Below are 12,626 nucleotides of genomic sequence, written 5' to 3' on the forward strand. Positions count from 1 at the left end.
CCACTCGTACAAAAAACGTTAATAGGAATCAATAGTTCAAGTTTTGGAGGGATTCAAGCTCCTCCATGCTAATCCATTGTTTTAATATTTCTAGCGATTCATCTGCGTAATTGTCAAGACCGCTGGCTCTTGCAGCACTTATTTTTTCAAGCCAAAGTATTGGATCACGATTAAATTCAGTGGCAGCGTTTAAAATTTCATATTGTGTCAGGGGATCTGTGTTTATTTCTACTGCACTAATAATCAGTGGGCTAAGGTATGGGTTAGCAACTAAATCGTCGCTACTTCTGATCCAAGAGATAAATGATTTGACTGCGTCTTTATTCTTAAGGTCTGGATTGTTTACAAAAATCTCAAGCTCATCCAACGGACCTATTTTGGCAGTAATTAATATTGATAATTCTTTCAATTCTCCCTGCGTTAATCCGTGGGCTTTGTGTGCTACCAAGCGTATTGCTATGTCCGTTTTCAACTCACTTTCTGGAAGTGCCCGCCATTGAGACAGGAGCATTTGAGGTGAGGTTTGGTGGAAATTGCTGATTATATTCAAATACTCTGGAATTGCAGCATCCTCACTAGCAAGATAAGATGGCAATTGAACCTGGTATGTTTCTCGTATTTCTAATGCTTTTTCTGGCATTCCAGCAAGTCCAAAAATACTCCAGTGCTGTGTGTTGAATCCTTGAAAACCTTTTTCTTCAGCTGCAATGAATTCATTTGCTGACTTTTGAAAATCTAGGTTTTGTGCCAAAATAGTACCTGAAAGTTGTAAGTAATACCCTGCATCATTTGGGTTTCTGAATGCCAATCCGTTTAAGTTTTTCACGGCCTCGGTAACTCTACCAGCGGCCATACTTCTGATCACTGAAGTTTCCTGTAAGGACATCAAGTAGTCGAGCATTTCTGGCTTTTGTCCCAAGCTATCTAGATAAACCAAATCCTTGCTTGGATCATCTCTGTCAATTTGAGAAAATAAGTTTCTCCAGCCTGCATTGATCAGCATGGGTGAATCTTCTGTTTCAAGATGATCTTTTATGGATTGCAAAAGTGCTTTAGGGGGCACATTTGCTAGTGCATTAGAAGAAGCAAGCGCGTTGATTTGCGTGATTAAATCTGACGATTGAATTGGAGAGATTTCAGGTTGCCCAAGTTTGGTTTTTAGCGCTGAGAGATTTGAGTTCAACACTGGATTATCATGTCCATTATTTTTCATCAACTCCAAACTCTCAGTTGATTTGTTGACTTTGGTGTAAAGCAAACTTAGGTTATTGAGCAGATGTGGTTCATTCGGAAAAATGTCCAAGCCTCTTTCCAAAAAATAAATAGCATCGAATACATTGTTTTCTTGATGTAATCTATCACTTAAGAGTAAAATATTGTCCACCTGTGGGACATTTACCATGCTTTCTTCCAAATGTTCTTTTGCCAAGGTAGGTTGCTTCAGTTCAAACAGTAGTTGAGCGGTAGCAAACTTAGCTTTTGGGTTTTTTCGATACCGTATCCACGCATTTTCGTAAAGAATACTCGCTTCTAGCTTCTTGTCAATTTGATAGTAATAATCAGCAAGAATATTACTTGTCATAGCACTAGCCTGAACACCAATTATACCTCCAGTATAGGTAGTCAGTACTAGAATAACAATTAAGCCACCTATTCTAACATGATAGTATACAAGCGAATATGGCTTATATAAAACCTTTTCTATAGCCTTTCCAGAATTCATAACGGACATGAAATTCGCGAGTAAATAGACATAGAAAAATAACGTAAAACCTATTTGAGAATAGACTAACAAATGTTTGAATAATTCTTCACCAGGTTGATTTCCCGAGAGCTTCAATTTCCATACAAGCCATAGCGAAAGTCCAAATCCAAGTAAATACAATGCTTTTATCACTGCTGGAGTCGAGACTAACTCCTCGCTTTGTAATACTTTTTCACCAATAGAAATCCAACCTAATATGCCTAGTGGCAAAAGAAAGAAAAGAGGTGAGAAAGTTGGCAAAGGTAAATTCATTCCTCCCTGCAAATCCAGTAGAAGGATGAAAAGTGTCCCAATGTAAAGTAATGAGATGATGCTTATTTGTGCCGTGATGTTCAGATTGAGGTTATGATTGACCCTGGCAAGCAAAATGTAAATTCCAGAAAGAATACTATGTCCATTCCAAAAGACCCAAGCAAGAGCTAGGCAGAAACCTATGGTTAAAGAATGCTCGGCAAAGTAAATTTCAGGACTTGTGATTGGGCTCAGTTTAATTAAGATAGCTAATCCAGAAAATGTCGAAACAAAAAGGAAAAACCATTTGATCGTCAGATGTATTTTTTGACCCCAGATATGAAAATATATGAGTGGAATCAGTGTAGCACCCAACAAGATGATCAAAGGGTAATTGGTACTTTGGCCACCGATGTTCATCCCGTTGAAATCGCTGAACGTGAGTAGCACAATCCATGCAATGCCTCCGAGTATAAAATAGGTTTTTTTGAATTCTGTGAGCAAAGTCAAAACGCTTACAGCTCCGATCCAAACGATGCAAGCATAAATGTAGGATTCAGTGAGATAAATTTTTGGAGAAAGAGCTTTATATTCTTGAAAAACCAAGAAATTATCTACTTGAATAGGAAAAGAAATCGGGCCGATTTGTACCCAGTCGAATGGGATGGAAATGCTATCTAAAAATGATGCTGCCTGGATATTGACATAGGGCTGAGTATTGAAAATCAGGTAATATAGTGCAAAAATCCCTCCTAAAATGATAAATAGGAGGGCAGTGATTTTAAAAAGAGTCGAGGTTTTCAAGGTGGTTTTCAAGTTCGTTACTCCATTACTTTCGGTACTCGGAAGTAGTCGTCGTCGCTCTTTGGAGCATTTTTCATTCCAGCTTCATGAGAAAGCTGATGACCGATTTTATCTTCCCGCATGTCATTTACTTCCGATGACATGGTAGTAAGAGGTTCCACATTCTCTGTGTCTATTTCATCTAATTTCTCCACCCAATCGAGGATTTGACTCATGTCAGAAGACATTTTATCTGCACTACTTTCGTCAAACTCCAACCTTGCCAAGTGTGCTATTTTTTTAATTGAATTGGTATCTATTTTCATGTGTTTAGATTCAAGTTTTTAACCTCATCCCCTGATAATTTTCGGGACTATAGGAAGAGTTTTTGCTAAATAAATTTGAAAGCTATCAGGACATTCTTCTGTGAAGCTCTATTCGTTATGTTTGAATTCAGGAGCATTAATTATCACGATCTAGCTGATTCTGAATTACCTCAAAGCATTTGTCTTTTAATGCTTTTTCTGATTCAAAATTTTCAGAAATCAACGGCTCGTGGAGCACCATCTTGGCGGATCTCCAGTGAAATAAAAGATTTCCGTCGTCGGGCAAAATTAGGTGATTATAGGATAAAGTGACAGGGATAATCGGGATTTGTTTGTCTTTGGCCATCCGAAAAGGTCCATTTTTGAAAGGGATCATCTCAGGAGGGTTCTTAGATGAGATTCCTCCTTCAGGAAAAATAATTACTGAGCTGCCGGATTCCAGTGCTTTTTCGGTTTGCTTCATAGACTCAGCCCTGCTTTTCAAGCGATCTCTATCTACTGCAATATGTAGGTTCTTGAAATAATATCCGAAAAGGGGTGCCTTTTGAATAGAGGCTTTGCCTACAAAAAGCACATCTCCTGGAATCAAACCCATCATAGCTATATCCAGGTAGCTGAAGTGGTTTGCCAGAAAAATGTAAGGTTTGTTTTTTTCAAACTTTTTAGTTTTCTGAATCTCTACCCGAAGGAAAATGAAGATGAAATATCCTCTGGCCCAGTAGCGATTTATTTTTCGTCCATATTTATTCCAGCCGGGAACCCAGATGCATATCAGTATAATTGGAAAAAAAAGTAGAAAGCTAAGCGCGAAAATTAAAATGGCATAGATAGAATACAGCCTGGCGAGTAGCTTACCCATGATTGATCATGTGATTTGAGGTTTTCTCAAAGTAGCTCATCATGGCCACTTTGATGTTTGCTTCAATAGTAAGCTGATCTAATCCCACCTGCATAGCATTCATCCAATGATCCCGCATGTCGGTATCGACCTTCCATTTTGCATGCCGCATTCTCAGCCGCGGATGACCTCGCTGCTCAGAATAAGTCTCAGGCCCTCCAAATACTTGCATAAAAAACAGGAATAGACGTTCTTCAGCTGGTGCTAAATCCTCAGGATAAAGTTTTTTAAGCGCTTCGTTTTTGGCAACTTCCTGATAAAAATAAGAGGTAAGTGTGCGGAGTTGTTCTGCACCTACTAGTTCATATATAGTCTGAGAGGTATTCATGCAGTAAACTTAATAATTTTGATTAAGCCTCCCATTTTTTCACCTTCAGGGAAGTGCCTTCTGTTGAAATGACAATGATTTTTTCACCTTGATCGATAAATTCACCTCTGGAGTAGGCATCAAATACATCTCCGTCTATTTCTATTTTACCACTTGGTCTGAGTCGAGAATGAACAATTCCGGTTTTGCCTTTAAGTGTTTCTGCATAAAAAGAAGAGGTATAACCTTCACTTCTCTGCTGTGTAGTAGAAAGAGTAATTGTTTTGAATGCACCCCATTCATTCACCTTTGGGGTCAGCCAAAATACTAAACCTACTGATGCGATTGCTGCTATTATTACCGTGAGTAAAGCGCCGAAGAGATCTGCAGCAGGGACAAAATCGAAGTTGAAATTCTGATTGGGTAACATGCCCAAAACCAAACCTGTCAAGATCCCTACAATACCCAGCACTCCAAAAATTCCGAAGCCCGGTATTACAAAAAGCTCAACGGCCAGTAAAATTACTCCAATAAAAAATACTAAAATTTCCCAATTTTCAGCTAGCCCATTGAGATAATAAGGCGTAAAATAAAGCAAAACTGCGATCATTGAAGCGAGGATTGGGAAGCCCACTCCGGGAGTCTGCAATTCAAAATAGATTCCTCCGATTATAATCAAAATCAAAAATCCACTTATAGCAGGACTTAGGAAAAAGGCAATTATATCTTCTGAGAAGCCAGTTTCATAGGTAATGATTTCTGCGTCAGCTAGATTTTGGGAAATGAGTATATCCTTTATGGAGTCAAATTCTCCTTCACAAAAACCATATTTTTTAGCTTCGGATACGGAAAAGGTTATAACCGACCCAGCTTCAGAAATGCCTTCTATTTCGATTTTCTCATCTACCATGGCCTCTGCAATTTTCGGGTCACGACCCTGCGCTTCAGCCGTGCTTCTCATCATAGAGCGCATATAAGATTGATACTTATCTGGAGCTGCTTCACCGTCAGTGCCATTTACTACGGTAGCGGCTCCGATACTGGCTCCTGGCGCCATATAAATACTGTCAGTAGCAATGGAAATGAGCGCTCCTGCCGAGGCAGCATCTTTATTGATAAAGACATAAATTGGTATTGAAGAATTCAAAATCATGGTCCTGATCTCATCAGCATCATTTACCGCTCCTCCATAGGTATCCATGTCAATAATTATCAAGTCAGCCTTTGCTTCCTCGGCACTTTTCAAAGCCAGTTTCACTCGACGAGTCATGGCAGGATCAATGTCAGTATCAATCTTGAAGGTGAAAACTTTCTTATCAATTCCAGTATCCGTTTGGGCTAGAACTACTTGTGAAGAAAATAGAAAGAAAATGAGTGCTAAGGTGAAATAGATTTTCATTTGTAAAGTCATGTTCGAATGATAAAAGATACGAAATACACGTACAAACAGATACTTTTCTTTATTAGACTGCGAATTGTTGATGTAATTTCCAGTCTTAAATTCCTATTGTTAGACTATTATTCGATCTTTGCCCATAATACTGGATCTAGGTTATCCCATTTCGTTTCTAGCATAATTCTTGCGCCTCATGACTTTGGAACTTAACCTTGCATTACTAAATCGTTTTCTCCCAACTCAGCATATCCCTATGAATAATAGATCACAGTTTTTCTGGTCCTTTCTTCTTGTATTCACGCTTTCTTCTTCATTATCAATAGCTTCAAGCCTGTCATCTGTCGATTCTGTAGGAGTTCAGCGTATCGGAGATCAATCTTATATTTTGCATGAAGTAGATCCAAAAGAGACGCTCTTTGGGATTTCACGACGTTATAAATCTCCAGTTAGTGAAATAATCGATTCGAATCCTATGTTGAAAGAAGGATTGAAAATTGGGCAAACTATTAAAGTCCCGTTTATTTCAATGGCTGAACTTCCAGCAGGTTCAGTTCTGCACAATGTAGTGGCAGGTGAAACTCTTTTCTCTATCTCCCAAAAATATGGTGTACCTGTAGAAAGTGTAATGAAAGAAAATGGCTTGAAAGGTAATGATCTAAGTGTGGGACAATCCTTAATCATCGAGCCGGCTATTCCAATTGCTGTTGCAAAAGAACCAGTTGTTGCAGTTGCAACCAGCACAGTAGCAACCAAAGTGGATTCTAAGAGTAAAGAAAAGCCAGCGAAGAAGGTAGAAGAAGCTCCAAAAGTAAAAGTGGAAGCAGAACCATCTACTAAACTTGAGGCGGCTAAACCTACAGCTCCAAAAGCTACTGTAGAGACAAGTCAACCAATGGTGCCAGGAGATTGGAAATCCCACACGGTTCAAAGTGGCGAAACCCTTTTCTCCATTGCGACCAAATATTCATCACGAGTAGAAGATTTGATTACTTGGAATGCATTGACATCGAATAACCTCAGCCAAGGACAAGTTTTGAAAGTCGGTCGTGGTGCAATGCAAGAATCAACTGTTCCTGTAATAGGAACTCCTAGAGTAGTTACTAGTGTAGATGAAATGATGGTAGAGCCAGCGGACGCAACTACCTCTGGTGGTTTCAAAAATGTAAAAGAAACTGGTCAAGCTGAGTTAATTCAAGGTACTGGCGGACATAAAAAGTATTTGGTTCTACATAGAACTGCTCCAGTAGGTACAATCATGCGCGTGAAAAATGAGGAAAATGATGTGACGATTTTCGCTAGAGTGGTAGGAACTCTTCCGGAGACTGGCGATAATAATAAGTTGGTGATCAAACTTTCTCAGGCAGCCTTTGATCAGCTAAAAGCGGTGAATGGTAGATTCCCTGTTGAAGTGATGTATTGATAAAAAAGGGGTGTTGATGTTGGGTGACCGATGCTGTCACCAGGTCATCGTAAGCGATATATGAGTGATGCGATTTGTTTGAAAGAGGTAAATTGTTTTAAGTATCATCAATATATAACTTACTTTACTTTTAATAATACTCATTGACATTATTACATTTGTAGGAAGACCGTCAGAAATGGCGGTCTTTTTTTATGTTGAACCTATAGCTCATCGGGGAGGTTTTAAAAGGGAATTTTGGTTTCTGTAAAGCCACTGCTAATTTTGCGTTCTCGCTATGAATAAAGTCCAACTCATATTCCACCACATTTTCAGATTTATCTGGAATCTGATTTTTATTATTTCCTATCCTATTTTGGCAAGTTTCGGCATTCTATTCATCGGGGTGACGTATTTATTTTCATTGCTTTCAAGATTCCTGAATAGACTTCGACCAGAAGGAAAACAGGTGGTTTTAAAACAGTCGGCTTGGGAGGATTTGCCTCATTCGGGTGAATTGCTAGAAGCTAAATTGATCAAACAGATTGTATTTGGCCCATCTGGATTTGAGTTTAGAAGAAAGGATGGTGTACCATCAGTTCTTTCAGATTTTGTTTTTGGAAACAAAGTAAGGGTACTTGAAGAAGGTTATATTCTGGAAAAATGGAATACTGTAGAACCTAAGGATTTGCCAGATTTCGATATTTGTTTATACGATCCCAATCAAGACTCACTACGATCTCTTACGAATATAAAATGCTTCGATTGGCATGTGTCCGAGAAAGTGAATAATGAGCTTTCATTCAAATGGTTTGACGGAACGCAGGGCGGAGAAGTAAAAGTTGCTCTCTGATGCATAATCTCAAGGATTTTTTAGATGAGAAAGTTGAACAATACAATCGGCCTAGTTTTATTACGCTGGATCCTATTTCAATTCCACATCGATTTTCCAAAAAAGAGGATATTGAAATCTCTGGTTTCTTCGCTGCTATTTTGGCATGGGGGCAGCGAAAGACCATCATTAATAAGTGCATAGAATTGTTTGAGATGATGGATAATGCACCACACGATTTTTTGCTGAATCATCGAGATGATGACTTAAAGCCTTTCCTAAACTTCAAGCACAGAACCTTCAATGATGTGGATACTTTATATTTTATCCACTTCTTAAGTTGGTTTTACAAAAAGCATAATTCTCTGGAAGAGGCTTTTCTATTTGGTCAAACATGGGAAGTGGATGCAATGGAATCTATATTGACCAAGTTTCAGGAATACTTCTTTTCATTACCTGATTATCCACACAGAACGCGAAAGCATATCGCTACCCCAGAGCGCAAAGCTGCTTGTAAGCGCATCAATATGTATTTACGATGGATGGTAAGGGATGATGATAAAGGAGTTGATTTTGGGCTTTGGAAAAAAATATCCCCATCTCAGTTGATCTGTCCCTGTGACCTGCACGTGGATAGGGTAGGAAGGAAGTTGGGATTGATAACCAGAAAGCAAACAGACTGGCTGACAGCTCTGGAATTAACCAAAAAGCTTAGAGAATTTGATGCTTATGATCCTGTCAAATACGACTTTGCTCTTTTTGGACTTGGAGTGGAAGAGAAGTTTTGAGCTATTAGTAAACCTTATAACTCAAAACCAATCAATTATCTCTGACCTAGTGAAACTTCTTAAGCTCTGGCGCATCTGCCACTGTGGAGAATTCGTTTGCGATTCGAGCAGCATATTCATCCAATAGCTGCATGATTCGATCTTGATCCTTAGACTTTACAATCATGCCTGCATGGTATTCTAGCGGGACCCGAAAGTAAACCTCCGAATCATCGAAACTACTCAAATCTGGATGCTGGTATTTGGAAAGTGTCAACAAGATTCCAGCGTAATTTTTTGCAACTTTTGGGAGTTGATATTTTTGTTTTTTTGCGATGGAATCTTCTATTCTTGCCCATTCTGCCCAAAGATTGATATCTGTCGCAGCTTCTACCATTTCAGCCAAATGAGCTCCACCTACTCGTGATGAAGTCTCTAGGAAATATATTTCTCCATCTTCACGACACTTAATAAATTCTGTATGTGTAGCACCTGATTTCATTCCAAAAGCTTTCATCACCGCTGCATTTGCCTTCTTTAATGCTTTTTCATCCTCAGACCCATGTTTTAGATTAGCAGAGCGGAATATTCCACCACCTTGGGAGATTTCCATTGGGGTAGATAAATACCTCGAAACAGAGCAGAAAATGTTTTTCCCATCGATCATTAATCCGTCTACATGGTAAACGTCACCTGGTTTGAATTGCTCCACCAAATAGTAAAGTCTGTTATCACCCAATTGATGGATGTTTTCCCAGAGTGACTCTTTGTCGTGAACTTTGATGATTCCATGTGCTGAAGCTTCAGAGCGAGGTTTGAGCACCCAAGGAGCAGGGATGTGATCAGCAAATTGATTAATGTCGTCGTCATTGAATAGCGGGGCAAATGGGGGAACCATGATATGGGAATCGTGGGCCTTGATACGCATGGCTAGCTTGTCACGAAAAAATCGACCGGTAGTCTGCCCCATACCAGGGATTCGTAAACTTTCTCTGAGAAAAGTCGCTTTTTCTACATCATAATCATCGAGGGCGATGATACTTTCAATTTTATGTTGTTTCATTAACCCACCTACGCCTTTCATCAATAACTCAAGGTCCCAATCCAGATCCTGACCAGGCATGTAGAAAACTTCATCTATGTATTCAAATGCCCAAGGCTGGTCTTTAAGTTTTTCGGATGTAATCAAATACACACGATTCCCTTGTTTTTTTAGCTCTGTCAAAAAAGCATTTCCCTTGAAAAAGTTGGAAATGCAAAGAAATGTTTTGCCTTGATCACTCATATATATTACAATTGATTTTCGATGAATTTAAGTAATAATTGAACGCCAAAAGCAGTTCCTGATTTGGTTTTTGCAAATTCACTATCACCGAAAGCTACTCCAGCGATGTCCAGATGTGCCCAGGAAGGATGCTCGTGAATAAAAGCTTCAAGAAATTTAGCGGCGGTAATAGCTCCTGCAATAGGTTTTCCGTTATAATTTTTGATATCTGCAATCTCTGAGTCCATCTCAGATCTATAACTTTCCCACATGGGAAGTGGCCAAAGTTTTTCGCCAGACTGCATACCTGCCTCACGAAGTGCGTCTGAAATCAAATCAGAATTACTGAAAAGTGCTCCACACTCATAGCCAAAAGTACCTACGCTACTACCGGTTAAAGTTGCTACATCTACAAGATGATCAACTTGATAATTTTTTACCAAATAGGATAAACCATCTGCCAAGATCAATCGCCCTTCTGCATCTGTATCTATCACTTCTATACTCAGTCCAGCATGAGAACCGATAATTTCTGAAGGCAAATAAGCATCCTTGTCTACGGAATTTTCTACGGCAGGCACAATCGCAGTGAGGTTAATTGGGAGTTTAAGGGCTGCTATAAGTTGGGTAGTGGCTAGAACTGCAGCGGCTCCACCCATGTCGGACTTCATATAGACCATTCCTTGTGTCTTGATATTCAATCCCCCAGTATCGAATGTCACGCCCTTACCAACTAGCCCTAAATGAGTTTTGGCATCAGGATTTCTATACTCCATGATGATAAATTTTGGCGCTTTTGCACTTCCTCGCGCTACAGCCAGAAAAGCATCTAAACCAGCTTCCTTAGCTTTATCTTCATTAAAAACAGTTACGGAAAAGCCATGCTCTGCACCTTGCTTTTCTGCCCAATTAGCCAAATACTCAGGAGTTACTACATTCGGGGGAAGGTCAACTAATTTAAATCCCTCAGTTTTTGCAGTAGCTATTTTAGCTGCGCGATCAAGAATCTTATCCAAATATGGTAGAGAATGCAGTACTGTAATCTCTAGGTTTGAGAAGTCTTTTTGGGATTCCTTCTTTTGCTTGAAAAAGCCAAGGTGATACTCACCAAGCTGAAAACCAATTAAAGCACTTTCGATTAATTCAGCAGAAAAGTCATCTGAGAAATCTATCAAAACGGAATTATCAACCAATTCTTTGTTTTTAGAAAGAACTCTTCTGAATGACTTTTCAATGCTAGCAACATCTGTCTTTTCACCCAATCCTATTAGCAAAATTAACCTTCCATTGACTTCCAGTTGGTATGAAGTGTCTTTTTTTCCAGAAAAAAGAGAAGCATTTACAGAATATCCAGGAAGTTTATTTTTAAGAATTCCCTCCAAATCTGTACTAAATAAAGGGATGATAAGAAGGCTTGAATTTTCACTCGAATTTGTATGAATCTTGAATTGCATAGCAGTTGCGTTCGCTGGATTAATCTGTTTTAGTACTGAAAAATAGCCATTCTATGGCTTTGGGGAATTCGTCACTCCAATAAGTTTCATTGTGTTTGCCTTCTTGATTGATGCTGAGATGAATAATCATTTTTCCTTTAAGACTCTCTTTTTTCAGGAGACGTTTTCGGAATTTGGTGACATGCTTGACCATTGTTTCACTTTCATCACCTCCTGCATAGAGGTATAATCGCGTTTCTTGTGGTTCAAAGAAGTCAAGGAAGCCTAATTTAATTTTTGGGATAACCCATAGCGAAGGTGAAAAAACCATCAATTTTCCAAAAACCTCTGGATAGATCAGGCCAGAGAAGATACTCACCAATCCACCCATGGAGCTTCCTCCAATTCCTGTAAATTCTCTTTCGGTTTTTGTTCGGTATGTTTGATCCACAAATGGCTTTAAGGTGTCGGTGATAAAACGAATGTATTTCTTACCACTTCCAATCCCAAGCACAGTTTTTCCAACATTGTATTCCTGAAGGCGCTCGGATTCTCCATGCTCAACCGCGATAATGATTATTTTTCCGATACCATAATCGGACATTACTGCGAGCTTCTTGTCAATCTGCCAGTTTCCAAAAGCAGCATTTTCATTGAAGAGATTTTGAGCATCATGAAGGTAGAGGACAGGATAAGTCTCATCACTGGTTTCGTAATCATGAGGTAATAGTGCCCAGATTTTTCGTGTTTTATTAAGCTGGGGGATTTGAAATTCTTCAGATATTAAATGAATTTTAGGCAATTGACTTGGGCGGTAGGGAAGCCAGTTTCTTCGCCACTTCGCTACCTTTTCTGTTTTAGATTCTTGGTCATTATTCCAATGCCGATTAGGTGTACGATTGCCATAGCGATCGATTTCTACTTCTGACCAATCTCCTTTGGTAAATTTATAAGTAAGCTCTTTTTCGTAAGGTATATCAGCGGGGAAAGTAAATTCATATTTTCCTTTGTTGATTTTTTTCATCAAAAAACGTCGATCCTGAGTCTTCCAGTTATTGAAATTTCCTGAAATATAAACCGGTCTTTCATCATCCTCTGGAGTGTGTAGAAGTATGGTTTTCGACTTGGTGATTGGAGAGGTGATTGGTATAATGGTTGATTCAGAATTCATTAACGGAGGTGATTATGGGTAAAACCCAGAATGCAAAAATAACAGTTGCAGGCT

Annotated in this window: 11 protein-coding genes; 3 read left to right on the plus strand and 8 right to left on the minus strand. The window is 39.1% G+C overall.

The window, feature by feature from the left end:
- Window positions 1-28: 28 nt before the first annotated feature.
- The 5 genes from BVH02_RS19215 to BVH02_RS19235 form a co-directional block, all read right to left on the minus strand.
- A complete protein-coding gene (locus tag BVH02_RS19215; RefSeq protein WP_143244258.1) occupies window positions 29-2,800 on the minus strand; it encodes a tetratricopeptide repeat protein in 2,772 nt (923 codons plus the stop codon).
- A gap of 17 nt (window positions 2,801-2,817) precedes the next feature.
- Complete coding sequence (gene gatC / locus BVH02_RS19220) at window positions 2,818-3,105, minus strand: Asp-tRNA(Asn)/Glu-tRNA(Gln) amidotransferase subunit GatC (protein WP_086503096.1); 288 nt, start codon at window positions 3,103-3,105, stop codon at window positions 2,818-2,820.
- A 136-nt stretch (window positions 3,106-3,241) separates the two neighbouring features.
- The gene (locus BVH02_RS19225; protein ID WP_086503097.1) at window positions 3,242-3,964 is read right to left on the minus strand and encodes a lysophospholipid acyltransferase family protein; all 723 of its coding nucleotides are present in this window, start codon (window positions 3,962-3,964) and stop codon (window positions 3,242-3,244) included.
- Window positions 3,957-4,331: a globin domain-containing protein gene (locus tag BVH02_RS19230; protein WP_086503098.1), complete on the minus strand. Its 375-nt coding sequence runs from the start codon at window positions 4,329-4,331 to the stop codon at window positions 3,957-3,959. Before BVH02_RS19230 ends, BVH02_RS19225 begins: the two co-directional genes overlap by 8 nt.
- A gap of 22 nt (window positions 4,332-4,353) precedes the next feature.
- Entirely contained in the window at window positions 4,354-5,709 is a 1,356-nt protein-coding gene (locus BVH02_RS19235; protein ID WP_086503099.1) for an NfeD family protein, read from the minus strand.
- A 190-nt stretch (window positions 5,710-5,899) separates the two neighbouring features.
- Between BVH02_RS19235 and BVH02_RS19240 the strand changes: the two genes are divergently transcribed.
- The 3 genes from BVH02_RS19240 to BVH02_RS19250 all read left to right on the plus strand — a co-directional run bounded on the left by BVH02_RS19240 (window position 5,900) and on the right by BVH02_RS19250 (window position 8,725).
- Window positions 5,900-7,126 carry a LysM peptidoglycan-binding domain-containing protein gene (locus tag BVH02_RS19240; protein ID WP_223271761.1) on the plus strand — a complete coding sequence of 409 codons (1,227 nt, stop codon included), beginning with the start codon at window positions 5,900-5,902 and terminating at the stop codon, window positions 7,124-7,126.
- Window positions 7,127-7,403: 277 nt separating this feature from the next.
- On the plus strand, window positions 7,404-7,958 hold the full coding sequence (locus tag BVH02_RS19245) for a hypothetical protein (protein WP_086503100.1): 555 nt from the start codon (window positions 7,404-7,406) through the stop codon (window positions 7,956-7,958).
- Window positions 7,958-8,725, plus strand: a complete 768-nt coding sequence (locus BVH02_RS19250) for a TIGR02757 family protein (RefSeq protein ID WP_086503101.1) — start codon at window positions 7,958-7,960, stop codon at window positions 8,723-8,725. Before BVH02_RS19245 ends, BVH02_RS19250 begins: the two co-directional genes overlap by 1 nt.
- Window positions 8,726-8,771: 46 nt before the next feature.
- Here BVH02_RS19250 and BVH02_RS19255 read toward each other — a convergent pair whose 3' ends face one another.
- From BVH02_RS19255 to BVH02_RS19265, 3 genes are read right to left on the minus strand one after another with little or no spacing between them, the layout of a single operon-like run.
- The gene (locus BVH02_RS19255) at window positions 8,772-9,989 is read right to left on the minus strand and encodes an ATP-grasp domain-containing protein (RefSeq protein WP_086503102.1); all 1,218 of its coding nucleotides are present in this window, start codon (window positions 9,987-9,989) and stop codon (window positions 8,772-8,774) included.
- Between the two features lie 5 nt (window positions 9,990-9,994).
- Complete coding sequence (locus BVH02_RS19260; RefSeq protein ID WP_086503103.1) at window positions 9,995-11,422, minus strand: leucyl aminopeptidase family protein; 1,428 nt, start codon at window positions 11,420-11,422, stop codon at window positions 9,995-9,997.
- Between the two features lie 19 nt (window positions 11,423-11,441).
- Window positions 11,442-12,572 (minus strand): alpha/beta hydrolase, encoded by a 1,131-nt coding sequence (locus BVH02_RS19265; protein WP_086503104.1) that lies wholly within the window; start codon window positions 12,570-12,572, stop codon window positions 11,442-11,444.
- Window positions 12,573-12,626 lie beyond the last annotated feature (54 nt).

Origin of the sequence: Algoriphagus ratkowskyi (assembly GCF_002150505.1) — a bacterium.
Lineage (GTDB): Bacteria > Bacteroidota > Bacteroidia > Cytophagales > Cyclobacteriaceae > Algoriphagus > Algoriphagus ratkowskyi.